The organism is Mycolicibacterium novocastrense (assembly GCF_001570485.1).
Lineage (GTDB): Bacteria > Actinomycetota > Actinomycetes > Mycobacteriales > Mycobacteriaceae > Mycobacterium > Mycobacterium novocastrense.
In genome coordinates this window covers 17258-41021 of record NZ_BCTA01000094.1, presented here as the reverse complement: position 1 = coordinate 41021, position 23764 = coordinate 17258, and the positions used below count along the sequence as shown (strand labels likewise).

General features: G+C 68.1%; 26 protein-coding genes and 1 pseudogene. 17 read left to right on the top strand and 10 right to left on the bottom strand.

Annotated elements, in window-relative coordinates; genetic code table 11:
* Positions 1 to 33: 33 nt before the first annotated feature.
* On the bottom strand, positions 34 to 753 hold the full coding sequence (locus RMCN_RS28675) for an NUDIX hydrolase (protein WP_067396419.1): 720 nt from the start codon (positions 751 to 753) through the stop codon (positions 34 to 36).
* 83 nt (positions 754 to 836) lie between these two features.
* Between RMCN_RS28675 and RMCN_RS28670 the strand changes: the two genes are divergently transcribed.
* The 4 genes from RMCN_RS28670 to RMCN_RS28655 are packed head-to-tail and all read left to right on the top strand — an operon-like array spanning position 837 to position 3740.
* Positions 837 to 1085, top strand: a complete 249-nt coding sequence (locus tag RMCN_RS28670) for a hypothetical protein (protein WP_064401961.1) — start codon at positions 837 to 839, stop codon at positions 1083 to 1085.
* Between the two features lie 13 nt (positions 1086 to 1098).
* Positions 1099 to 2343: a cupin domain-containing protein gene (locus tag RMCN_RS28665; RefSeq protein ID WP_067396540.1), complete on the top strand. Its 1245-nt coding sequence runs from the start codon at positions 1099 to 1101 to the stop codon at positions 2341 to 2343.
* Positions 2340 to 3242, top strand: a complete 903-nt coding sequence (locus RMCN_RS28660) for a ferredoxin family protein (RefSeq protein WP_067396417.1) — start codon at positions 2340 to 2342, stop codon at positions 3240 to 3242. The genes RMCN_RS28665 and RMCN_RS28660 overlap by 4 nt, the downstream gene beginning before the upstream one ends.
* A 12-nt stretch (positions 3243 to 3254) precedes the next feature.
* A complete protein-coding gene (locus tag RMCN_RS28655) occupies positions 3255 to 3740 on the top strand; it encodes a DinB family protein (RefSeq protein ID WP_067396415.1) in 486 nt (161 codons plus the stop codon).
* A gap of 3 nt (positions 3741 to 3743) precedes the next feature.
* Here RMCN_RS28655 and RMCN_RS28650 read toward each other — a convergent pair.
* Positions 3744 to 4602, bottom strand: a pseudogene (locus RMCN_RS28650) (acyl-CoA thioesterase).
* 28 nt (positions 4603 to 4630) lie between these two features.
* Positions 4631 to 5695 carry a threonine aldolase family protein gene (locus tag RMCN_RS28645; protein ID WP_067396413.1) on the bottom strand — a complete coding sequence of 355 codons (1065 nt, stop codon included), beginning with the start codon at positions 5693 to 5695 and terminating at the stop codon, positions 4631 to 4633.
* A 95-nt stretch (positions 5696 to 5790) separates the two neighbouring features.
* Here RMCN_RS28645 and RMCN_RS28640 point away from each other — a divergent pair, with 95 nt between their 5' ends.
* Together RMCN_RS28640 and RMCN_RS28635 are read left to right on the top strand one after the other, a co-directional pair.
* Positions 5791 to 6273: a MarR family winged helix-turn-helix transcriptional regulator gene (locus RMCN_RS28640; protein ID WP_064413732.1), complete on the top strand. Its 483-nt coding sequence runs from the start codon at positions 5791 to 5793 to the stop codon at positions 6271 to 6273.
* Complete coding sequence (locus RMCN_RS28635; RefSeq protein WP_064413731.1) at positions 6270 to 7520, top strand: MFS transporter; 1251 nt, start codon at positions 6270 to 6272, stop codon at positions 7518 to 7520. Before RMCN_RS28640 ends, RMCN_RS28635 begins: the two co-directional genes overlap by 4 nt.
* Positions 7521 to 7532: 12 nt before the next feature.
* Here RMCN_RS28635 and RMCN_RS28630 read toward each other — a convergent pair whose 3' ends face one another.
* The 3 genes from RMCN_RS28630 to RMCN_RS28620 all read right to left on the bottom strand — a co-directional run bounded on the left by RMCN_RS28630 (position 7533) and on the right by RMCN_RS28620 (position 11505).
* Complete coding sequence (locus RMCN_RS28630; RefSeq protein ID WP_067396411.1) at positions 7533 to 8372, bottom strand: SDR family oxidoreductase; 840 nt, start codon at positions 8370 to 8372, stop codon at positions 7533 to 7535.
* A 52-nt stretch (positions 8373 to 8424) separates the two neighbouring features.
* Positions 8425 to 9783 carry a WS/DGAT/MGAT family O-acyltransferase gene (locus RMCN_RS28625; RefSeq protein ID WP_067396410.1) on the bottom strand — a complete coding sequence of 453 codons (1359 nt, stop codon included), beginning with the start codon at positions 9781 to 9783 and terminating at the stop codon, positions 8425 to 8427.
* 144 nt (positions 9784 to 9927) lie between these two features.
* Complete coding sequence (locus tag RMCN_RS28620; RefSeq protein WP_064413728.1) at positions 9928 to 11505, bottom strand: FMN-binding glutamate synthase family protein; 1578 nt, start codon at positions 11503 to 11505, stop codon at positions 9928 to 9930.
* A 104-nt stretch (positions 11506 to 11609) separates the two neighbouring features.
* On the opposite strand from RMCN_RS28620, the gene RMCN_RS28615 reads away from it, so the two are divergent.
* A complete protein-coding gene (locus RMCN_RS28615; RefSeq protein WP_067396538.1) occupies positions 11610 to 12341 on the top strand; it encodes a ZIP family metal transporter in 732 nt (243 codons plus the stop codon).
* A gap of 9 nt (positions 12342 to 12350) precedes the next feature.
* Here the strand turns inward: RMCN_RS28615 and RMCN_RS28610 are convergent, their stop codons facing one another.
* Positions 12351 to 12953, bottom strand: a complete 603-nt coding sequence (locus RMCN_RS28610) for a TetR family transcriptional regulator (protein ID WP_067396408.1) — start codon at positions 12951 to 12953, stop codon at positions 12351 to 12353.
* 230 nt (positions 12954 to 13183) lie between these two features.
* Here RMCN_RS28610 and RMCN_RS28605 point away from each other — a divergent pair, with 230 nt between their 5' ends.
* From RMCN_RS28605 to RMCN_RS28575, 7 genes are all read left to right on the top strand, one after another.
* Complete coding sequence (locus RMCN_RS28605) at positions 13184 to 13927, top strand: hypothetical protein (protein ID WP_067396536.1); 744 nt, start codon at positions 13184 to 13186, stop codon at positions 13925 to 13927.
* Positions 13924 to 14673, top strand: a complete 750-nt coding sequence (locus tag RMCN_RS28600) for a hypothetical protein (protein ID WP_067396406.1) — start codon at positions 13924 to 13926, stop codon at positions 14671 to 14673. Before RMCN_RS28605 ends, RMCN_RS28600 begins: the two co-directional genes overlap by 4 nt.
* Positions 14674 to 14782: 109 nt before the next feature.
* Positions 14783 to 15301: a cytochrome c oxidase subunit 3 gene (locus RMCN_RS28595; RefSeq protein ID WP_201029000.1), complete on the top strand. Its 519-nt coding sequence runs from the start codon at positions 14783 to 14785 to the stop codon at positions 15299 to 15301.
* 50 nt (positions 15302 to 15351) lie between these two features.
* On the top strand, positions 15352 to 15603 hold the full coding sequence (locus tag RMCN_RS28590) for a cytochrome C oxidase subunit IV family protein (RefSeq protein ID WP_067396534.1): 252 nt from the start codon (positions 15352 to 15354) through the stop codon (positions 15601 to 15603).
* Positions 15604 to 15635: 32 nt separating this feature from the next.
* Entirely contained in the window at positions 15636 to 16475 is an 840-nt protein-coding gene (locus RMCN_RS28585) for a class I SAM-dependent methyltransferase (protein WP_110765962.1), read from the top strand.
* Positions 16476 to 16662: 187 nt separating this feature from the next.
* A complete protein-coding gene (locus RMCN_RS28580) occupies positions 16663 to 17127 on the top strand; it encodes a hypothetical protein (protein WP_064413725.1) in 465 nt (154 codons plus the stop codon).
* Between the two features lie 54 nt (positions 17128 to 17181).
* On the top strand, positions 17182 to 18651 hold the full coding sequence (locus RMCN_RS28575) for an amidase (protein ID WP_067396403.1): 1470 nt from the start codon (positions 17182 to 17184) through the stop codon (positions 18649 to 18651).
* On the opposite strand, the gene RMCN_RS28570 is transcribed toward RMCN_RS28575, so the two are convergent.
* The gene (locus RMCN_RS28570) at positions 18648 to 19796 is read right to left on the bottom strand and encodes an RNA polymerase sigma factor (RefSeq protein ID WP_084377841.1); all 1149 of its coding nucleotides are present in this window, start codon (positions 19794 to 19796) and stop codon (positions 18648 to 18650) included. The two genes, RMCN_RS28575 and RMCN_RS28570, sit on opposite strands and share 4 nt — an antisense overlap.
* An 11-nt stretch (positions 19797 to 19807) precedes the next feature.
* Entirely contained in the window at positions 19808 to 20215 is a 408-nt protein-coding gene (locus RMCN_RS28565; RefSeq protein WP_067396397.1) for a YciI family protein, read from the bottom strand.
* A gap of 122 nt (positions 20216 to 20337) precedes the next feature.
* Here RMCN_RS28565 and RMCN_RS28560 point away from each other — a divergent pair, with 122 nt between their 5' ends.
* Entirely contained in the window at positions 20338 to 21111 is a 774-nt protein-coding gene (locus RMCN_RS28560; protein WP_067396394.1) for an enoyl-CoA hydratase/isomerase family protein, read from the top strand.
* A gap of 3 nt (positions 21112 to 21114) precedes the next feature.
* Here the strand turns inward: RMCN_RS28560 and RMCN_RS28555 are convergent, their stop codons facing one another.
* On the bottom strand, positions 21115 to 21930 hold the full coding sequence (locus tag RMCN_RS28555; RefSeq protein ID WP_067396392.1) for a formate/nitrite transporter family protein: 816 nt from the start codon (positions 21928 to 21930) through the stop codon (positions 21115 to 21117).
* A gap of 193 nt (positions 21931 to 22123) precedes the next feature.
* On the opposite strand from RMCN_RS28555, the gene RMCN_RS28550 reads away from it, so the two are divergent.
* Positions 22124 to 22552 (top strand): hypothetical protein, encoded by a 429-nt coding sequence (locus RMCN_RS28550; protein ID WP_234787822.1) that lies wholly within the window; start codon positions 22124 to 22126, stop codon positions 22550 to 22552.
* Between the two features lie 117 nt (positions 22553 to 22669).
* A complete protein-coding gene (locus RMCN_RS28545; protein ID WP_067396386.1) occupies positions 22670 to 23764 on the top strand; it encodes an acyl-CoA dehydrogenase family protein in 1095 nt (364 codons plus the stop codon).

Sequence of the window (23764 nt, the reverse complement as noted above, 5' to 3'; positions counted from 1 at the left end):
CCATCCATGTCGCTTCATCGCATTGTGCTCGTTCTACTTCCAGGCGAAGACCGGTTGCTCGAGTTCGTCGACCGGATCGTGCCGGCCCTCCAGTCCCAGCCAGCGCAGCTGCAGGAGCACCGCTCCGGTCGGAGCGTGGATCAGGTCGTTGCCCAGCGGGACCTGCACCACCGGCCGTGGGCTCTCGGGGATCTCGATGAACCGCGGGGAGTCGGGGCGCTGCAGCTGATGCAGCCCGACCCGGTACACCGCGACGACCTCGTCGGGCGCCGGGCGCGGAGCGAGCCGTCCCCCGCCCCAGATCACCACCGGGGTGATGACGTATCCCGACCGCGTCGGGTAGTCGTCGAGCAGACCCAGCACCGTCGAATCCGGCAGCCTGACGCCGACCTCCTCGTCGAGCTCGCGCAACGCCGCGTCGACCACCGTCTCGCCCGGGTCCAACCGGCCACCGGGCAGCGCCCACTGCGCGGCGTGTGAGGTCAGCCGGGATGCCCTGCGGCACAGGAAGAAAGCAGCGCCCCCGGAGACGTCGACCATGCGGCCGTCCAGACCGGCGTCGGGCATCCCTCGCCCGTCGTTCCAGCCGTCGACGTCGACCGGGTCGACCCTGTCCTCGCCGACCTCGGAATCGACGAGCACGACGGCGACCGCGGCGTGCCTTTTCGTCGGGTCGCTCACGGCGCGACGTTCGTGTCCCGACAGGTTCGCTCGGATCCGCTCGCGCAGCGACTCGTCGTAGGAGATCGTCACCGCTCGACCATAGTTTCGCGGTGTTTCGTCGGCACCGTCCGGGGCAACTCCCTGGGGACCACAGCCCAATGGAAGGGATCGACATGGCACTCGACGATGACGACATCACCACCTCGGGCGCAGGCGGCGAGGGTACCGCCGACGGCGGCTCCAACCCCGAAGGCCACGACGGGGGCGCCGACGGCACAGCCGGTGGTGAAGGCCCCGCCGACGGGGGCTCCAACCCCGAAGGCCACGACGGCGGCGCCGACGGCACAGCCGGTGGTGAAGGCCCGGCCGACGGCGGCTCCAACCCCGAAGGCCACGACGGGGGCGCCGACGGGACCGCGTGATCCTCACCCGATGATGCTTGGGCGCTGCGCTGCGGTTGACGCCCGGCGGTTCGCCGACGAGTACTGGGGCCGTCAACCGTTGCTCACGCGGGCCGAGGCGTTGCCCCGCGACTTCAGCGATCTGCTGTCGCCAGAGGCGGTCGACGAACTGATCGCCGAGCGCGGGGTGCGCGCGCCGTTCATCCGGCTGGCCAAAGAGGGCGACGTCCTGCCCAGGGACTGCTATCTCGGGCCCGCCGGCTTCGGCGCGGAGATCGGCGACCAGATCGACTCGGCCAAGCTGCTGAGCCAGTTCGCCTCGGGCGCAACGATAGTGCTGCAGGGCCTGCACCGGCTGTGGCCTCCGCTGATCGATTTCGTCCGGCAGGCGGTCGACGATCTCGGTCATCCGGTGCAGGCCAACGCCTACATCACCCCGCCGGTCAACCGGGGTTTCGATCCGCACTACGACGTGCACGACGTCTTTGTTCTGCAGGTCTCGGGTCAGAAGCGCTGGATCGTGCACGAGCCGGTGTTCGAGCACCCGCTGCCGTCGCAGCCGTGGACGGGCCACCGCGCTGCCATCGAGAGACGAGTCGCCGAGGACGCACCGATCATCGACACGGTGCTCGAGGAGGGCGACGCCCTCTATCTGCCGCGCGGGTGGGTGCATTCGGCTCAGGCGATGGAGATGACGTCGATCCATCTCACCATCGGGGTCTCCCCGGTGACGGCGCTCGACGTGGCGCGCGCCGTCGTCGACCAGTTGGCCGCCGACGCGACCTTCCGTGAGTCACTGCCCATGGGTGTCGCCGATGCCGATGAGACGATGGCGACGGTGTCGAAGGTCATGGCGGAAATGGTCGGCTCGGTGCGAGACGATGCGGCGACTCTGGGCGCGGGAGCTGCCGCGCACTTGTCACGGCGTCACGCCGACCGGACCCGCCCGGTGGCCGTGCGGCCACTGGCCTCTCTCGCGGCGGCTGATCGGGCCGAGGAGACGATGGTGCGGTGGCGACATGGGCTGAGCGCGACCGTCGACCGGTCCGGTGACCGGATCGTGTTGCGCCTGCCCGATCGGACGATCACGTTTCCGAAGATGTGCGCCGAGGCCGTTCGGGCCGTGCATCAGGGCAGCACCGTGGATGCCGCGAACATGCCCGGCCTGGACGCCGCCGATGCGGCGGTCCTCATCCGGCGGTTGCTGCGGGAGGGCGTCCTCGTTCCGGTGAACAGCGCCGTTCCCGTGCAACGAAACTCTCCGGCAGATGCCGGATGACGGCCGCCAAGAGAATCCCGTGCAGCGACCAATCGCTGGCCCGCGACGACCCGATGTACGGCACCGCATCGGCGGGTTCGTCGTGGTTGCTGCTGGAGCTGAACGGCGCCTGGGGACCGTCGGCGTTTCTGCAGTCGCCCAACTGCATTGACCCGCAACTCGGCCGTGCGATCGTGCGGCGGGTGGAGAAGGCGGGAATGCGCATCACCGCGATTCGCAAGCACGGCCGCCGACCCGATACGCCGCGATGGCGCTGGTATGTGGCGCACTGCGGGGTCGGGGACGAGGCGCTTCACCACGGTGAGGTCGACGACCCCCGAGATTTTCTCGAGCTCGCGCTGGACGGCAGTGACGGCAGCGTGACGACCGATCCGGTGATCGCGATCTGCTCGCACGGCAAACACGACCAATGTTGCGCGGTGCGCGGTCGCAGCGCGTGCCGCGCGATCGCCGCCGAGTATCCGGAATTCACCTGGGAGTGTTCGCATCTCGGTGGTGACCGGTTCGCGGCCACCATGCTCATCCTGCCTGAAGGCCTGTGCTACGGCCGGGTCGACTCCGCCGACGCCGCGGGGCTGGTACGCCTGTACCTCGAGGGGCGGTTGGACAACCGGTTCCTGCGCGGACGCACATCGCTACCGCACGCCGTGCAGGCCGCCCAGTATTTTGCCCGCGAGCGCTACGGCGACGATCGTATCGATGCGCTGCACCCTCTGCACGTCGAACGCGGTGAACACCGCATCCAGGTCCTGCTCGACGGTGAAGCCGGGCCCATCGAGGTGATCCTGCACGAGGAGTTGTCCGAACCCCTTCTGTCGCAATGTCATGCGAAGGTCGCCGGCCAGGTTCGCGTCTTCACGCTCGGGTCATTGGGCGAGACCGCACACCAGCCGGGATGAGATAGTTCGACGGTGTCGCAACGACGTCGAGATCATCGGCCACCCTCCACCGGTTCGACCGAGAAGGAGGTACTGGTCGGGTTTCTCGATTATCTGCGGACCTGCGTCGTAGACAAGGTGCGAGGTGCACCCGAACCCGCGGCGCGCGCCGCGGGTGTGCCCTCCGGCACCAACCTGCTCGGGTTGCTCAAACACCTTGCGTACGTGGAGCGCTACACGTTCCTCGGTGAGCATGTCGATGACTGGTCGGCGACCTTTCACGCCGGACCGGCCGAAACCGTCGACGGTCTGGTCGACGCATACCGAGCTGCCGTCACCCGGGCCAACGCCGTCATCGCCGCTTGTGAGGACCTGGAGTCGCGCGCACCACGACCGGCCAAGGGCGGCTCCGGGCCCTCGATGCGGTGGGCGCTGGTGCACATGATCGAGGAGACCGGTCGGCACGCGGGCCACATGGACATCCTGCGTGAACAGATCGACGGGGCGACCGGGCGCTGACGTTCAGGCGGCCGCCCGGCCGAAATACAGTTCCTGGGTGGCCAGGCAGACGAGCTGTCCCGCCCGGTTGTACATCGTCGAGGTGCTCAGCCCGCGCCCGGCGATACCGCTCGGCGAAAACTGGTCCGACAGCACCCAATCCGACATGTCGACCGGCCGGTGAAACCACAGCGCGTGGTCGATCAGCGCGTTGAACGTCCCGATCGGGGTGGCGCCGCGCATGGCCAGCGCCGTTTCGACCATGGTGGTGCCTGACAGATAGGCCAGCAGGCAGCTGTGCAGCACCTCGTCGTCGGCTACCGGCTCACCGGGCCGCCACCACATCCGCATCCGCGGCGACGGCTCGCCGAGCTCGAGCGCCAGGCGCGGCGGCGCGTCGACGTAGCGCAGGTCGAAGGGCTGTGGCCGTACCCAGAAGCCGTTGTGTTCGTCGGCGAAGTCCGCCAGTTGCTCCTGCACCGGCGGGAGCGAATCCGGTTGTGGCACATCGGGTATCGGCTGTTGGTAGTCGAGTGAATCGACGGGCGCGCTCAGCGACACCAGCGCCTCGAGCAGGATCTGGTCGTCCTGGCGGGCGGTGACCTGGCGGGTCGACAGCGTTCCGCCGTCGCGGGCGACGTCCACGTGGAGGTCGACCGGATAGCGGGGCATCGCCTGCGCGGACGTAGTAGACGTGAGCACTGTGTGGGGTGCGGCCGGGGGCCGTCCTGCTGGCCGCCATCAGGGCTTGGCCGGCGATGTGTCCGCCCACGATGTGGTGTGCCGGGTTGTCGAGTTGCGTCGCGACGAAGTGGCGGTCGCCCCGTCGGTCCACCTCGAGCGTGGCGACGATCTCGGCGAGGGTCGGAACGCGATAAGTCACCCCGGCATCATGCCAGTGCGGTTCGGCGTCACAGCTCGGCGACGATCACCGCCACGAACTCGTCGACGTCGGCCTCGGTGGTGTCCCACGCCGTCATCCAGCGCACCTCGCCGCGCGACCGGTCCCAGTCGTAGAACCGCACCCGCCGGCGGATGCGGTCGGCCGCGTCGGTCGGCAGCGTCGCGAAGATCGCGTTCGCCGGACTGTCCTGGGTGAACGCGAGCCCACTCAGCCGTCCCTCGGCCATGTTCGCCTCGAGCACCGAGCGCAGCCGCGCCGTCATCGCATTGGCGTGCGCGGCGCTGCGCAGGCCGAGGTCGTTCTCGAAAAGCGTCAGCAGCTGGACCGAGGCGAAGCGCATCTTGCTCGCCAGCTGCATCGTCAGCTTCCGCAGATACCGCAGGCCATTCGCGCGGGCCGCGTCGAGCACGACGACGGCCTCGGCGCCGAGCAACCCGTTCTTCGTCCCGCCCAAGCTGAGGATGTCGACACCCGCGTCCGCGGTGAACGCCCGAAACGGCACGCCCAGCGCGGCCGCCGCGTTCCACAGCCGCGCGCCGTCCATGTGCACCGCCATTCCGTTGGCATGGGCGAAGTCGGCCACCGCTCGCACCTCGGCCGGGGTGTACACGGTGCCCATCTCGGTCGTCTGGGTGATGCTCACGGCGAGCGGCTGGGCCCGGTGCTCGTCACCGAATCCCCACGCTTCGCGGGCGACGAGTTCGGGGGTCAGCTTGCCGTCCGGTGTGGACACGGTCAGCAGCTTGATCCCGGTCATGCGTTCGGGCGCGCCGGCTTCGTCGGTGTGAATGTGGGCGGTCGACGCGGTGACAACGGCACCCCATCGCGGCAGAACGCTGGTCAGCGCAACCACATTCGCGCCGGTGCCGTTGAAGACCGGATAGACCTCGGCGCCGGCGCCGAAGTGTTCGCCGACCACCTCCTGCAACCGCGCGGTATAGGCGTCCTGCCCATATGCGGGTTGGTGACCGCCGTTGGCGGCGGCGAGCGCGGCGAGCACCTCTGGATGCACGCCGGCATTGTTGTCGCTGGCGAAACCTCGCCGGTCGGGATCGTGCAGACGAGACGTCACGCCTCATCCTTTCACCGTCCGGGTGCGGCTCCGACACGCGAGGAGCGACCCCACTCGGTCCGATGCCCATCGACGATTTCCCGCCGAATATATGTATGTGCTATGCATACTTAGTGCCACCGTCCCGATACGACCAACTCGACGAACTGCTGACCCGCATCGCGGTCGCGCGGCAGCGGCCGGGCTGGCGGGATCGCCTTCTCGTCGGCGCAGGCCCCGTGACCAGCGCCTCGACCCTGCGGGTGCTGCGCGCGGTCGAGCAGTGCCAGCAGCTTTCCGGCGGCGCCTCCATTCGCGACGTCGCCGATTTCCTTGCCGTCGACCACTCGACCGCGAGCCGGTCGGTGGCCGCGGTCGTTTCCGCCGGCCTGGTGACGAAGACCTTCGCCGCCGACGATCAGCGCCGCTGCATGCTCGTGCTGACCGAATCCGGTCACCAGGCGTCGCAGACGGTGACCGATCGACGGCGCGAGTTGGTCGCCGAGATGATCGAGGACTGGCCCGACACCAGCGTCGACACCCTGGTCGATCTTCTCGACCGGTTGGCCGAACGGTTCGAACGGGCGTCGGCCCGATGACCGCCGAAGCCACCGCCCCACCGCAGGCCCGCGGTGCGTTCGGGTTGATCTTCGACCCGGTGTTCGGCGCTCTGTTCTGGGGCAAGATCTTCTCGGTCGTGGCCGTGTGGACGCACGGCATCGTCGCCGCGATCGTGATGTACGACGCGACGCGATCGGCCCTCATGGTGGGTTTGGTCGGCGTGGTCCAGTTCGCACCGCAGTTGATCCTGAGTCCCATCAGCGGCAAATGGGCCGACACCGGGGACCCGGCGCGACAGATCCTGCTCGGCCGCGTGTTGTGTGTGGCGGGCTCCGGCTTCACCGCGGTGTGGTTGCTGGCCGATCCCGCCGGACACGACATCTCCGATGCCATTCCCGTGCTCCTGGGCACCTTGCTGGTCGGCTTCGGATTCGTGGTGGGGGGACCGGCGATGCAGTCGATCGTGCCGAACCTCATCCGCGACGGTGAACTGTCGACGGCGATGGCGCTCAACAGCTTTCCGATGACCGTCGGACGCATCGTCGGGCCCGCCGCGGGCGCGTACATCGCCGCGCACCTCGGTGCCGGTGCGGCGTTCGGAGTCAGTGCCGGACTGCATCTCGTGTTCGCGCTGTCCCTTCTCGCGGTGCGATTCCCCGCACCGCCGACCCGGCACGCCGACACCGACTACCGCGTGCGCGTGGCGCTCCGATACGTCTGGCGGGATCGCCCGCTGTTCCTGGCGCTGCTCGCAGTGACCACCGTCGGGCTGGCATCCGACTCGTCGATCACCCTGACCCCGTCGATGGCCGACGAACTGGGTGGCGGCGCCAGTTTGGTCGGGACGCTGTCCGCCGTGTTCGGTGTCGGCGCGGCGGTCGGGATGGCGACGCTGGCGCTCATGCGGGGCCGGATGGCGTCACAGAACGTGTCTGCATTCGGTATGGCCGGGCTCGGCGCGGGTTGCGCATCGCTGGCCGTAGCGCCGACCCCCGCGCTCGCGCTGGCCGGGTTCGCGCTCGCCGGGCTGGGGTTCGGCTGGGCCATGACCGGGCTCAGCACCCTCGTTCAGGAACGGGCACCCGAGGTGCTGCGCGGCAGGATCATGGCGCTGTGGCTCGTCGGCTTCCTGGGTTCACGGCCCATCGCCGCGGCGCTGCTCGGCGGCGCGGCCGACCTGTTCAACGTGCAGGTCGCCTTCGGGGTGGCGGCGGTGTTCTGTCTGACCGCCGCGCTGTGGAGCCGTCCCGCCAAACTGGTGGGCCCGCTACCGTCGCACATCTGAACCAACTGCGCCTCAGGCGCTTTCGGCCGCCTTACGCGCCCGCTCCGTCATCGAGGCGACCACTCCGCCGTCGTTCAGGATGTCGGTGCCGGTGAGGTAGCTCGCCTTGGAACTGACGCAGAACGCGAACAGCTCGGCCATCTCCTGCGGTGTGCCCCATCGCGGGACGGCGGCGTCGGCGACCATCGCGCCGGCGCCTGCCTGCTCCTCCAGCCTGCCCATCTCGGTGTCGACGGATCCCGGTGAGACCGAGACGATGCGCAGGCCCTTGCCGTTGAACCGTTCGGCCTGAGACGAGCTGTACCACCGGACGAAGCTCTTGCTGATCGCATACGCGATGCCCGAGCGCGCCTCCGGCCCGGCGATGTCGCATGCGGCCAGCATGTCCTCCATGAACGCGTCCTGAGCGACCATCGCTTGCGGGAACTTGCCTTTGGGGATCATCTCGTCGGGCAGCATGTGCGCGGCCATGGATGCGACGTTCACGATCGCCGCGCCCTCGGAGGCCGCCTCGAAGAACGCCTCGTTGACGTTGACCGTGCCGATCGCGTTGGTGCGCATCACATATTCGGCGTCACCCATGCTGGGGCTCACCCCGGCGGTGTGGATCACCGAGGCGATGGTTCCGAGCCCGGTCGCCGTCTCGAACAACCGGTCGACCGCCGCCCGGTCGGTGACATCACAGTGCACGGCGGTGGCCGCGATCCCCGCGTCGGCCAACTCCGCGGCAGCGGTGTCGAGCCGGTCCTTCCTGACGTCGCACAGGACCAGGGCATGGTCGTGGCCGAGGATGCGGGCGGTCGCCTGACCCATCCCACCGGCACCGCCCGTGATGATCGACACTCGACTCATAGCGGGAACGGTATACCGAAAGCGCGACGGGATGCCCGACGGGTGGCGCTCGCTAGACGCCGACCGCGCGCTCCAGATCCTTCAGCGACGTCTCGAGGTGGCCGAGCAGCCGCTGAAGCGACGGCACGCTTCGCCGGTCGCCGACCAATCCGAAGTCGAGGTTGTCGGCATTGTTGGCCAATGTGATGTTGAGCGCCTGCCCGTCGAGCGGAATCGAGAACGGGTAGTTGCCGTCGAGTCGCGCGCCGTTGAGATACATCGGCTGCCTCGCGCCGGGAACGTTGGAGATCACGATGTTGAACGGCGGTGGCGAGGTGGAGACGAAGCCCGGCAGCAACCCGAGCGCCAGCCCGCCCACCAACACCGCCGACACCGCCAGCTGCTGAACCCGCGGCAGCTCGGAGAAGACCCTCTTGTTGTCGCGCATCGACGTGGCGATCGCGTCGAGCCGTTGCACGGGATCCCCGAGATCGGTGGCGAGATTGCACAGGACCGCGCCCACCAGGTTCCCGCCGCCCTCGGCGTCCTTCTCGGTGCGCAGGTTCACCGGGACCATCGCAACCAGTGGCGCGTCCGGCAACGCGTTCTCCTCCGCCAGATACTCCCGCAGTGCCCCCGCGCACATGGCCAACACGACGTCGTTGACGGTCACGCCCGCAGCGCTTTTGACCTTCTGGATGCGCTCCAACGCCCACGACTGGGCCGCGACTCGTCGCGCCCCGCCGATGCGCACGTTGAACATGGTCTTCGGCGCGCGAAACGGAAGGGTGAGCTCCTGTTCGATGAGGGCGGCTCGCGCCAGCGACAACGTGGTCGGTGCGAGACCGGCGACAGAGCTCGCGGCCTCGCTCACCGTCCGCAGCAGTGACGGACCGGATTTCGAGCCCGACCGGCGCCGCGGCGGCAGGCTCCACAACGCCTGAACGGATGTGTCGGTGGGGTCGGTCGTCAGCGACCGCTGCATCAGCTTCATCGCCGATACGCCGTCGATCAGCGAATGGTGGAACTTCGTGTAGATCGCGAAACGTCCGTCGGCCAGTCCCTCGATCAGGTGGGCCTCCCACAACGGGCGATGGCGGTCGAGCAGCGTGCCGTGCAGTCTCGAGACCAGCTCCAGTAGCTCACGCACCCGGCCGGGCGCCGGGAGCGCCGATCGGCGCAGATGGTATTCGAGATCGATGTCCTTGTCGGAGGACCACACCAGGTTGGTGAGCCCGCCGAAGAACGCCGGATGTTTGCGGAAGGTCGGCTGCACGTCGGTCTGCTGCACCAGGGTGTCGTAGAGCTCGTGCAGGAAGTCGGGTCCGGCCCCCTCCGGTGGCACGTACAGCGTCAGACCGCCGACATGCATTGGGTGTTCCCGGGATTCGCCGAGCAGAAAGATCAGGTCCGTCGGTGATATCGGTTGCATGCGGGCCTCCGGCTTCGATGCTCGAGAACGCTCGAGACTTGTCTGTACATCCCCCGCGCGCTCGTAGCACAAACGTGCGTTGCGGCCGCGCAACGCCGAGGGGCACCGCTCCCAGCCTTGCACTCACGGTGCGACCGCGCGAGGTCATCCGACGGCGGACGACGAAGGCGGCGCGGAGTGCCCCTGCGGCTCGACGTCCGTCATCAACCGGACGATCTCCTTGCGGTCGGCCTCCGACGGCAGACCCATGTCCGGCGTGTAGCCGTACACCTCGTGCAGCGGTGTGGAATCGGTGCGGGTGTCGAGGATGTCGACATCTTCGGTGCTGATCAGTCCGGGATGTTCGACGCCGCACGCCTCGGCCACCTTGACCAGGTCGCGGCGCAGCGTCTTGACGTAGTTGGCGACCCGCTCGGCCTTGACGTCAGGCACCAGGCCGCGCGCCAACCATGCGTTCTGGGTGGCGACTCCCGTCGGACAGGTGTCGGTGTGGCACTTCAGCGCCTGGATGCACCCGATGGCGAGCATCGCCTCGCGCGCGACATAGACCAGGTCGCAGCCGAGCGCGAAGCCGACGATGGCGTTGTCCGGCAGTCCGAGCTTGCCTGCGCCGATGAAGACGACATCGTCGTGCAGACCCCGCTCGGCGAAGATCCGGTACGTGCGCGCGAAGCCGAGTTGAAAGGGCAGCGACACGGTGTCGGTGAAGATCAGCGGCGCCGCGCCGGTGCCACCCTCGCCGCCGTCGATGGAGATGAAGTCGACGCCGCGGCCCGTGTCGCGCATGAGATCGGCCAGATCGCACCAGAACTCGAGATCACCGACGGCCGACTTGATGCCCACCGGCAGGCCCGTCTCGGCGGCAAGCAACTCCACCCAGTCCAGAAGGCTGTCGACGTCGGAGAATTCGGCGTGCCGCGACGGGCTCACGCAGTCGCGGCCCTCGGGGATCCCGCGCGCGGCCGCGATCTCGGCGGAGACCTTCGGTGCCGGCAGCAGCCCTCCCAGCGTCGGCTTGGCGCCCTGGCTGAGCTTGATCTCCAGTGCCCGCACCGGCGCGCCCGCCACGACGTCCTTGAGCTTGGCCAGATCGAAGCGACCGTCGGCGTCCCGGCACCCGAAATAGGCGGTGCCGATCTGGAAGATCAACTCCCCGCCATGGCGGTGGTAGCGCGAGATGCCGCCCTCACCGGTGTTGTGCAGACAGTCGGCCAGTGCCGCGCCCCTGTTGAGCGCCTCGATCGCGTTGGCCGACAGCGATCCGAAACTCATCGCGGAGATGTTGACCACCGAGTTCGGCCGGAATGCGCCCGGCCGGCCACGCGCCGCCCCGATCACCTTGGCGCAGGGCACCTGTATCTCGCGGCTGGTTCCCGGCGACGACGGCGGGACGGCCCTGGCGAACGTGCGATGTTTGATCACCGGATAGCCGGCCGTGTACTCCAGGTCGTTGTCCGTGCCGAAGCCGAAGTAGTTGTTCTGTTTCTTGGCCGACGCGTACACCCACCGTCGCTGGTCCCGGGTGAAGGGCCGTTCCTCGTCGTTGGCCGCGATGATGTACTGCCGCAACTCCGGTCCGATGGCTTCGAGTAAGTACCTCGCATGCCCGACGACGGGGAAGTTTCGCAGGAGTGCGTGCCTGCGCTGGAACAGATCACGCGCGGCCACGGCACCCAATGTCGAGGCGGCCGCGGCGGCGAGACCACGTACGGTCCGGCCCATGGCGTCAGGGTTTCCGCCCAGCCGCGGGCCGAAACCCGGCCCGTCGCTACGCGCCGCCAGGTCGCGCTGGTTTGAAGATCGGCATGCCGGGGCATCAAGGCGCCGTGCTGACCGCAGTGTGGTTCGGCCTGGCCGCATCCAGCGCCCTCGTCATCGGCTCGCTGGTGGGAGCGAAATGGAACCCGCCGAAACGGGTGACCGGTGTTCTGCTCGCCTTCGCGAGCGGGGCGCTGATCTCGGCGCTGGCTTTCGAGCTGTTCGAGGACGCGTATCACATGGGCGGTGCGGTGCGCTCGGGTCTCGGCCTGCTCGCCGGCGCCGCCACGTTCGTCGCCGTCGACACCGCGTTGGACAAATACATCAGCGGGAAGTCCGGGCCCGACACCCGGGAGGTCGCCACCTCCGGAGCGAGCGGAGGGGTCGGTTTCGCCTTGTTGGCCGCGGTGACGCTGGACGGTGTGCCCGAGAACCTCGCGCTCGGTGTCTCGCTCGTGGGCGGTGTCTCACTGTCGCTGCTGGTGGCGATCTTCTTCTCGAACCTGCCCGAGTCCCTGGTCGGCGCGGTCGCGATGCGCGAGTCGGGAACCAGCGCCCGCGCCGTCATTCTGACGTGGTCGCTGTGCGCGTTGTTGCTGGCCGCCGCCGTCGTGCTGGGCCGTTCGGTCGCTTCCGGGCTCGACGACACCCTGCTGGCGGTCGCGTTGTCCTTCGCCGGCGGCGCGGTGCTGGCCTCCCTCGCCGACACGCTCATGCCCGAGGCCTTCGAACACGGCCGGCCGCTCAACGCGTTCGCCACCGCCGGTGGGTTCTTCCTGTCGTTCGTGCTCGCCGGCTGATGGCGCCCCTCATTGGGCGCGCAACCCGTACATGTACGTGGTGAGGTATTCGTCGATGACCGGACGGCGGATCTTTTCAGCCTCGGGCATGGTGATGAGCAGCGCGTAGAGGCCGACCAGGAACGAGATCCCGTTCAGCGTCACATCGACGTCGCCGGGAATCTCGCCGCGTTCCTGCGCCCGGCGCAGCTCCTCGACGACGGCGACGATGACCGGGTGTACGGTCCACTCTTCGGAGGGGGCTCGAGTCGTGGAGAAGTGCAGGGCGAGAAAGTCTTTGAACAAGCGTGGGCCGAGCCTGCGTTCGAGCGCCTCGAGGGCGGTGACCGCCTTCGCCAGCGTAGCCCGCACATCGTGAGGCCGTCGGTAGTACCGCGTCAGCTCCGCGGCCATGCGCTCCTGTTCGCGTAGTTCCAGCTCGAGAAGGACGTGTTCCTTGGTCGGGAAGTGGAAGAAAAAGGTGCCGTGCGCGACGCCGGCGGCCGAGACGATGGCACCGATGTCGGCCGCCGCGATACCCCCGCGCTTGAACTCGGCGATCGCCGCGCCGAGCAGGCGCTCACGCGTCTGCAGCCCCTTCCTACCGCGCTCGGTCTTCTCGATTTTGGGCACTGATGTCCGTTCCGTCCTCGGGGGCTCCGCTTGCGGAGACTCTACGCGTGTCACACATATAACTGACTCAAATCAGGTTTTGGGGTTCCCATTCGGGTCGCGAACCGATACGGTCCTGCAGGAACACTGGCGGAATGCCAATGCTTTTGGTGGTCAGCTCGAGGTGGGGAGCGGTTCACTCCGCGCCATCCGAGCTGCGCAGAATTGACTCTAGTCAAATGGAGGGTGCGGTGCAGATCCTGGAAGAGGTGCAGGACCTGCCGAAGGCGGGCAACATCAGGGCACAGTGGGTGAGCCTGTGGACCGGGCCGGCGGTCGGGGTGGTGCTGTTGGCCGCACTGCTGGCGTTCCCCGGTTTCTGGCCGCCACTGTCACCGTTGCTGTCGGCCGACCAGGTGGCGGCGTTCTACGCCGACAACACAGCGTGGATCCGATTCAGTCAGGTGACGTTCAACCTGTGCGGGATCATGATCCTGCCGTTCTTCATGGTGATCGTCGTCCAGATGAAACGGATGAAGACGCAGAGCCACGTCTTCGCCTACTGCTATCTCACCGCGATCGTGAGCGGCGCAACGATTTTCGCGTTGTCGAACATCTTCTTCCTGGTCGCGGCGTTCCGGCCCGACCGTAACCCCGACGTCGTGCTGGTGCTCAACGATCTGGCGTGGATCGTGTTCATCGCCCCGGTCGGCATGGTCGTCACGCAGTTCGTTCTGCTGGCCGTGGCGGTCTACTTCGACGACGGGCCCGACCCGGTCTTCCCGCGCTGGGTCGGGCATTACTCGCTGGCGACCGGCGTGGCGATGGTGCCCGCGGCCGGTGCGGCCGTCTTCCACACGGGCCCGCTGGCCTGGGACGGGCTGCTGTCCTTCTGGGTGCGCAACGGGGCGTTCGCGGTGTTCGTCGTCGTGATGTTCTTCGTGCTGCGGCGTGCGGTGCTCAAACAGGCGCACGACGAAGGCGTCACGCGGTGACCACGCTGCTCACGCGCCGGTTCACCCGGGAATCCGACGGGCCACCCGGCGGGAAACCCGATGTGCGACTGGTCTGCTGGTTCTTCCCCGCCTGGTACGCGGTTTTCGGCGTCATCATCTGCGTACTGGCCAGGGTGACGCCGCCGCCGCGTCCCGACGTCACCGCCGCCGACAAGGTCGCGTTCTTCGCCGAGAACGGGCTGACGATTCGCGTCGGCTTCTGCGTGTTGCTGATCCTGCTCGGCGGGGCGGCCGTCACCAACGGTTTGGTGGCGTACTTCATCCTGCGCATGTCGGTCGGCTCCGTGTTCGCCTACGGCTACATCGGCGGCATGGGGGTCGGGGCACTGCCGGGGTTCCTTCTCGTCGCGGTCTGCTTTCTGACCGCCACCTTCCGGGTCGACCGCGACCCCGAACTCGTCAGCATGCTCTACGACCTCGGGATGCTGTCCTACAACGGCTCGCTGGGGTGTTTCTCGGCGGCCTATCTGGTGTTCGCGCTGGCGATCCTCTACGACAAACACGACATCTTCCCGAAATGGTTTGCCTACGTGACCATCTGGCAGATCGTCACCGAGGTCATCGCCACCCAGATGTTCGTGGCCTACTCGGGTCCGTTCGCCTGGAACGGTTCACTCGCGTTCTGGTGGTCGGTCGTGGTGTTCAGTCTCTGGCTGGGCGCGCTGATCGTCCTGCTCAAACGGGCCACCAACCGCGAGCCGATCGATGCTCCGGCCCTGGATTGAGGATTGCGCTGTGACACAGTCTGATTCACGGGAACTACCGACTCACGCCGGCGCCGCGCCGGTGTCCGCCACGGCCCCATCGGCCGGTCATCTCCCCGGCGACATCCACATGTGGGTGATGGTGCTCGGTGACCTGATCATCTTCGCGGGATACTTCGTCATCTTCATGGTCTACCGGGCCATGAACCCCGACGAGTTCCTGGCCGCTCAGCAGCACCTCGACATCAACATCGGGGTTCTCAACACCGTGATCCTGTTGACCAGTTCGTGGTTCATCGCCCGGAGCGTGCTGGCCGCCCGGAGCGGTTCCCACATCCGAGCGATCAGGTTCGTCTACGCGGGCGGCTTCTGCGGACTGCTGTTCATCGGGTTCAAGGGCTACGAATGGGCCAGCAAGATCTCGGCGGGCCACACCAACTCCGAGATGTTCTACTCCTTCTACTACGTGCTGACCGGGGTGCACCTGGTGCACGTGCTGATCGGCCTGATCGTGCTCGGGGTCATCGTGCGCGAACTGAACAACCCCGGCAGGCGCAGGACATCGATGGTCGAGTCGGGCGCCGTCTACTGGCACATGGTCGACCTTCTCTGGGTGATCATCTTCGGACTGCTCTACGTGATGAGGTGACGGTGACCAGCACATCGCAGACTCGACGGCGGGGCACCGCGACCCGCACCATGGCGTGGACCTGGCTCGTCCTCACCGCGATCACGGTCGGCGCATGGTGGCTGGCGCCGGCTCACTTCACCGACACCGTGCATGCGAGCACGTCGATCACCGCGCTGGTTCTGGCACTGACCTTCGTCAAGGCGCGGTTGATCATTCGCAACTTCATGGAGGTGAACACCGGTCCACGCTGGCTCAAACGGTCCACCGACGCCTGGCTGGGCCTGCTACTGGTGACGGTGTTCGTGATCTACCTGGTCTGACATCGAGCTCGTCGGCACCGGGTACGTTCGGTGTGGTGGATGACGCAGACGACCGGAAAGCCGACAACATCGCCCTCACCGGGGTGTCGGAGACCGCGCTGCTGACGCTGAACGGCAGGGCGCATCAGGCCCGTCACCCGAATGCGATCATCGATGACCCGATGGCGATCCGCCTGGTCGACGCGATCGACTTCGACTTCGACAAGTTCGGCCGCAAAGGCCAGGAGATGGGCTTGCGCTCGCTGGCGTTCGACCGGGCGGCCGGCCGCTACCTGTCCGAGCATCCGCGCGCCACCGTCGTCGCGCTGGCCGAGGGGCTGCAAACCAGCTTCTGGCGCCTGAACACCCTCCTACCTCATGCCGAATTCCGTTGGCTGACAGTCGATTTACCGCCGGTCATCGACCTGCGCGAGCGCCTGCTGCCCGCATCGCCGCGGATCACCACTCTGGCCCAGTCGGCGCTGGACTATTCGTGGATGGAGAAGGTCGACGACAGCAACGGCGTCTTCATCACCGCGGAGGGCCTGCTGATGTATCTGCAGCCCGACGAGGCCATGGGGCTGATCGCCGCGTGCGCGGCTCGCTTCCCCGGCGGCCAGATGGTCTTCGACCTTCCGCCGGTCCTGGTCAAGAAGCTCGCGCCCAAGGGGATGCGGTCGTCGCGCCGATACCGCGTGCCGCCGATGCCCTTCAGCCTGTCCGCGGCGCAGTTGGCCGCACTCCCCGACACCATCCCCGGGATCCGCGCCGTACACGACCTCCCCATGCCGTCGGGGCGGGGCTGGTTCTTCGAGAAGGCCTTTCCCGCGTTCTGGCGGTTCAAGCCGACGCGCAACTTGCGCGGTGCATACACCTTGCTCGAGTTCGGCTGACCCCGATCGCACCCCGGCCAACGCGCTCTCGACCTGGAAAACCGGCTCTGAGCTGCGGCTACGCACACCTTCGACGTGATTGAATCGTTACCGAGGTTTGTCACTTTCGTCACTCGGGTAACTTTGATAACAGACCGGTCACACGGCCGGCGCCCACACCGAAGAAAGAGACGAATGGGAATTCGCCATGAACACCGTCCTGTACTTCAGCACCAACGGCCCCGTTTATGAAACCCGCGCGTACACCACCGCGGATATCGACCAGCTCGTAGAGGATCAGGGCCTGCAGTGCCTGACCAGCGCCGACCGGCAGTTCGACTTCTGGTTCAGCCCGTCGACGCAGCGCTGCCAGCGGCGCCCCAACCGAAAGGCCACCGAGCTGCTGCTGGCGACCAGCACGTTCACTGCCAAGACGGTTCCCCTGCTGCGGGGATGCGTCGTCGTCGCCACCCATGACGAGGACGGCGAGCTCGACGGGCTCAGCTGGCAGCAACTCGATCTCCTGGTCAGCCGCAGGCGCGCGCTGACCAAGCGCGAGGAGCGAGCGCTGCACAGGCGAATCGCGCGCGATGAGCGTAAGCAGCAACCGATGGTCCCGAGTCTGGCGCCTGTCGCCGTCGGCTGCGCCAGGCCGCGCTCGGCCGTGCACTGACCCGTCGGCCGAGCAGGCGCCCACCGTCGCGGCGGCGCCACGTACGGTCGAACGGTGAACTTCGAGGAATACCGCCGTCACGACGCCACCGGGTTGGCACAGCTCGTCGCCGACAAAGAGGTGACCGCCGCCGAATTGCTGGACCTGGCGAGAAACCGTGCCGCCGCGGTCAACCCGCGGATCAACGCGGTCGTCCGTGACGTCCCGGCCTCGCCGACGGATGCGGCGGAAGGCCCGTTCTCGGGCGTTCCGTTCCTGATCAAGGACCTCGCCCAGGACTACGCGGGGTTGCCGACGTCGCGGGGATCGCGCGCCCTGATGTCGACACCGGTGGCCGAACACTCGGAGATCGTCCGGCGCTGGCAGGACGCCGGCTTGGTCATTTTCGGTAAGACCAACACCCCCGAGTTCGGGGCCAAGGGGATCACCGAACCCGACGCGTGGGGCCCGGCGCGCAATCCGTGGGACCTGACCCGGACGCCGGGCGGCTCGTCGGGTGGGTCGGCCGCCGCGGTCGCAGCCGGGATCGTGCCGTGCGCGGGGGCGAACGACGGCGGCGGTTCGATCCGCATACCCGCGGCATGCTGTGGACTCGTCGGGCTCAAACCGGGCCGCGGGCTGACCCCGTCGGGACCCGCGACCGGTGAATCCATGCACGGTGCGGCCGTGCAGGGCGTGGTGTCACGCACTGTCCGGGACACGGCGGCGATGCTCGACGTCGTTCGCGGTGGCGAGCCATGGGGTCCGTACGTGCCCGGCATGCCGTCCTCGACATTCGCGTCCTGTGTGGGGGCCGATCCCGGCGCCCTACGTATCGGTGTGCGGGTGCCGTCGGCGATCAATCCGTCACCGCATCCCGAGGCCGCGGCCGCCGTCGAGGCGACCGTACGGACACTGACCGAACTCGGCCACCACGTCGACGAACTTCCGCGTGCCCCCTTCGACGACGCGGCCCTGGCGCGCGACTTTTTGCTCACGTGGTTCGTCTACACCGCGTGGGAACTCGATGAAGCCAAACGCATCTCGGGCGCCGGGGACGACGCGTTCGAACGCGACACGCTCATCCTTGCCGCGCTCGGCCGGGCCACGAGCGGCGTCGACTACGTGGACGCCGTGCAGCGGCGCCACGAACACACGCGCAGGCTCACCACGTTCTTCGAGTCGTACGACCTGCTGTTGACGCCCGCGCTGGCGACACCGCCGCCGACCATCGGCGAGTTCGACCTGCCGGTCGTGCTGCAGCGCGCCGCGGATGTGCTGATCAAGACGCGCACGGCAAAAGTGTTGCGCTACACCAAAATCGTTGACGACATGGTGGACAAGAACCTCGGTTGGGTGCCCTACACCCAGCTCGCCAATCTGACCGGACGCCCGGCGATTTCGTTGCCGCTGCACTGGACCGCGGGCGGGCTGCCGCTGGGCGTTCAGTTCGTCGCACCGCTGGCGGGCGAGTCGCTGCTGATCCGGCTGGCCGCCCAGTTGGAGCAGGCGATGCCCTGGTCCGATCGCTTGGCACCGGTCTAGGGGCCCGACATCCGCTGACGCAGCTTCGCGGCCTGCAAGGTCAGATGGTTGCGCTCGGCCAGGTCTTGCGCTTTGTCCGCAGCCTCCACGTAAAGCGCTGTGGCCGTAGCGAGGTCCCCGGCTCGCTCGGTGAGGTAAGCGGTCGCGGCGGTGTGGCGCGGCAGGGCCGGATCGAGTTCGGACAGTGCCGCCAATCCCGCTTGCGCCCCGTCGGCCTCGCCGACCGCGACGGCGCGATTGAGTCGCACCACCGGGCTGTCGGTCAGGCGGACCAACTCGTCGTACCACTCCACGATCTGCACCCAGTCGGTCTCGCCGGCGGTCTGCGCGTCGGCGTGCAGTGCGGCGATCGCGGCCTGCGCCTGGTACTCCCCCAACCGGTCCCTGGCCAACGCGGCCTGCAGGACGGTGACGCCCTCGGCGATCAGGTGGCGCCGCCACAGCCGCCGGTCCTGTTCGGCGAGCGGTACCAGACTCCCGTCGGAGCGTGTGCGCGCCGGGCGCCGCGCATGGTGCAGCAGGAACAGGGCGAGCAGGCCCGCAACCTCGGGATCGTCGGTGGCCGAGGCGAGTTGGCGGGCGAGCCGGATCGCCTCGGCGGCCAGGTCGACCTCGCCGGTGTAGCCCTCGTTGAACACCAGGTACAGCACGCGAAGGACGGTGTGAAGATCGCCGGGACGGTCTAAGCGGACGTCGCTCACGGTGCGTTTGGCCCGGCTGATCCGTTGCGCCATCGTCGATTCCGGTACGAGGTAGGCGGCGGCGATCTGGCGGGTCGTGAGGCCGCCCACGGCCCGCAGCGTCAGCGCGACGGCCGACGCCGAGGTGAGGCTGGGATGCGCGCACAGGAAATACAGCTGCAGCGTGTCGTCGACGGGCGCGGCCGGGCCCGGGGCGGGTTCGTCGGCGGCCTGCTGCTCGCGCCGGTGCCGGGCGACGTCGGAGCGGGTGAGGTCGAGGAACCGGCGCCAAGCGGTGGTGATCAGCCAACCTTTCGGGTCCTCCGGGTACCGGTCATCCCAGGTGTCGAGCGCGCGCAGCAGGGCCTCCTGGACCGCGTCCTCTGCGGTCGCGAAGTCCGCACCGCGGCGGACGAGGGTCGCCAGGACCGCGGGAATCAGGTCCCGCAGCGCCGCCTCGTCCACCGCGCCGGACTTCACTCGGTGACCGTCGGCGGCGTGGTCAGGAACGGCCGGACCTCGAGCCATTCGTGGATCGGCCGCCCGCCCGCACCCGGGGCCGCCGACAGTTCTCCGGCCAACTCGACGGCGCGTTCGTAGGAATCGACGTCGATCACCATCCAGCCGGCGACCAGATCCTTGGTTTCGGCGAAGGGGCCGTCGACCACGGGCGGCTTACCTTCTCCGTCGGAGCGCACCCAGGCGCCCTCCGGCGCCAGGGCCGCATGGGTGACGAACTCGCCTGTGGTCTGAAGGCGCGCCGCGAAGTCGTTCATGTACTTGATGTGCGCCTCGATCTCCTCGGGTGTCCACCGGTCCATCGGCACGTCGTTGACGCTGGCCGGTGCGCCTCGGTAGTGCTTGAGCAGCAGATACTTGGCCATGGTTGTTCCTTTTGTCGTTCGGGTCGCGACCCTAGTTGGTCGCTCATCCCTGGGACGGAGCCATCGCGGGATTCTCGACATCGTCAGACATCGGCGCGATGTCACCTGGCTAGGGTGCAGCCATGAGCCTCGTCACCTACGAGTTGGACGATCACATCGCCACCATCACCCTCAACCGGCCCGAAGCGCGCAACGCGATCAACGGCGCGCTGCGCCGCGACCTGAACGCGGCCTGGGAGCGGTTCCGCGACGACGAGGACGCGTGGGTGGGGATCCTCACCGCCAACGGCGACGTCTTCTGCGCCGGCGGCGACCTCAAGGACGGCGAGGGCTCGGTCGGCACCTTCGGGGGCACGTTCTGGGAGAAGCCGACGATCAACTCGTTCGAGAGCGGCATGGAACTGTTCAAGCCGACGATCGCGGCGGTCAACGGCCCGTGCATCGGCTACGGTTTGACCGGCGTCCTGTTCTGTGACTTCGTGATCGCCTCCACCGCAGCCACTTTCGCGTTCCCGGAGGTCTCCATCGGCGTGCCCACGATCGTCGGCGCGATCCGGTTGCCCGAACGCGTCCGGTGGGCCGATGCGATGGAGTTGCTGTTGACCGGCAAACCGATCGACGCCGAACGCGCCAAGGAGATCGGGTTGGTGTGGCGACTGGTCGAACCCGGTGACCTGCGAGCCGAGGCACAGTCGTGGGCACGCACACTCACCGAGGCCGCCCCGCTGGCGCAGCGCGCCACCAAGGAGGTGGCCTGGCGCACGGCCAACATGGGCTGGATCGAATCGGTGCGGTTCGGCGAGACGATGCGCAAGGTGGCCGCCGCGACCGAGGACGTGCGCGAGGGCATCACAGCGTGGCAGGAGAAGCGCGCACCGCGATGGCGCGGCCGCTGAGGTTCACGACTCCTCCGCATCCTGTCGCTCATCTTTCAGACGGTCCTTGCTGCGCAGCAGACGTAGCAGGGTCACGAGCAGCAGACCGCCCACCACGTTGCCGACGACCGTGTAGCCGAACCACGTCGCCCAGTCGCCGTACCCGAACGGGGCACCGGCGATGAGCGCACCGAAGATCAACAGCGAGTCCAGAATCGAATGGAACATCTGCAGGCCGGCAAGCAGGAAACCACCGGCGACCGCGGCGGCGATCTTGCCGAACGTCGACTCGGTCCCGTGCTGCATGCGCGTCATCAACGTGATGACCATGCCGCCGAGCAGCGACAGCGTTACCGTCTCCGCCGACAGCGGGGCGGTGGCGAAGTGGGTGGCCGACTCGATGGTCTGCGCATGCAGTTTCGGGTAGGCCGTCATGATCAGCCACATGATCGCCCAGCCCCCAACGAGATTGGCGATCAGCGTCCCGCTCCAGAGCTTCAGCAACTGCCCGACGCTGGCGCGTTTGGCCACGACCGTGGTGACCGGCACCAGGAACCCCTCGGTGAACAGCTCGCTGCGGCCGAGCAGCAGCGCGAGGAACCCGATCGAGAACGCGATACCGGCGAGCAGGTGGTTGTGCGTGGCGGCCAACACCGACAGGTAGGCGAGTACGCCGACCGCGACCTCGGTGCCGCCGAAGAAGCCGGTGACCAGAACTTCGCGCCAGGTCCGGTGCAGACGCTGGGTGCCTTCGTCGACCATCCGCGCGAAGGCGCCCTCCAACTCGTCCTCGATGGGGCTGTCGGTATCGCCCAGTTGACGCTTACGCGTATCGCTCATGTGCGGCCCTTCCCGATTCGATGACGGTCAGGGGTACCCGTCCACCGCCGCGCCGAAGCACCCCGGCCCGTGCTCACGGCGTTGTGGGACGGCGACAACCGGCTGCGTCGGGGTTGTCGGGCACCGGCAAGCGAGCGTCGGCGATCAGGCTCACCATGGGATGAAAGAGGTAAAAGCGCGAGAGGAGAGCACGGTGTACCGCCCGGGTGGCAACGATCAACCCCAGACCACCGCTCGGTTGGGTGACGACCAGGGGTGGGCCACCTTCACCCTCCGCGTGCCCCGGTGGCCGGCGCTGATGCGTCTGCGGGGGCGCGATCCCCTGGTCCGCTCCGTGGATCGGATCGAGGCCGTGATCATCACCGTGGCCGTCGCCCTGTCACTGTTCGCCGTGCCTATCGCCGGCGCCGTCGGCACCGCACTGTTCGACTCCAAGCGCGGGGCTCCCCACGCGGCGATGGAAGCCGTCACGGCGGGCGCACTCGTCCTGCTCGCCGCCCTCGGGACGGCGGCGGCTGTCATCCTGATCACCCGCGCGGTGTGTAACCGCGTCCGCTCCGCCAGGTGGCAGCGGGGCCTCGACAGCCTGATCGACGGCCGGGGCCAGGCTCATATGCAGTAGCGACCCGGCCGCCTCTCGGATGTCCCAATCGGAAACCCCCCGGTGTCGCGATTCGTGATTTACACCCGGCCGCCGGGGCCCAACCATGGACCCAGCTAGCCAGGAGAGGCGGTTGGGATGACGATCAGTGCGGCCGAGCGCGCACAACTGCGTTCGGCGGTGCGCGAGTTGCTGGGTGACAGGTGCACCGAGGACGACGTGCGCGGGGTGATGACGTCCGACGACGGCTTCGACCGAGACTTGTGGCGCCGGCTCGCCGATCAGGGCTTGCTCGGCATGCTCGTCGACGACGAACTCGGCGGTCTGGGCTTCGGTGCACTCGAGCTCGAGGCCGTCGCCGAGGAGACGGGTGCGGCACTTCTGCCCGCACCGTTCATCTCGAGCGCCGTGTTGGCGGTGACGCTCGTGCAGGCCGCGGGCTCCGACGAGGACAAGCGCCGACTCCTGCCGGGGCTGGCCGACGGCACGGCCATCGGCACCGTCGCGGTCACCGGGCAGTCCGGCTCCTGGACGGCGCAGGGTGTCGACGTCGAGGCCGGCGCCGACGGCTCCCTCACCGGCGCCGCACACTACGTCACCTGGGGTCAGGTGGCCGATGTCGTGCTTGTCGTCGCGCGTACCGCCGAGGGCGTCGGTGTCTTCGAGGTGGCGCCCGACGCCGAGGGTCTCACCCGCACCGCGGTCACGGTTTTCGACCCGACCGTGCGGTTGTCGACGTTCACCTTCGCTTCCACACCCGCGCGGCGGCTCGGCACCGCCGGGTGGGACGCCGTACAGGAGGCCCTGGACCACGCCGTGATCGCCTCGGCAGGCGAGCAGGTGGGCGGCTCGCGCCGGCTCTTCGAGTTGACCGTCGACTACCTCAAGACCCGCGTCCAGTTCGGCCGCCAGATCGGCAGCTTCCAGGCGCTCAAGCACATGGCCGCCGACCTGCTGATCGAGGTCGAGAACGCGACATCGGCCGCCCAGCACGCGGCCGCCGAGAAGGCCGCGCGCAGTGAAAGTGCCGACGGGGCGGTCGCATTGGCCGGTTTCGCCTGCGCCGAGGCCTACGAGACCATCGCCATGAACGCGATCCAGATGCACGGCGGTATCGGTTTCACCTGGGAGCACCCCGCCCACCTGTTTCTGCGGAGAGCGCGCACCGGCCTGCAGTTGTTCGGCGGTCCGCGCCTGCATCGCGAGCGCTACCTCGTCTCGAAAGGTGCCTGA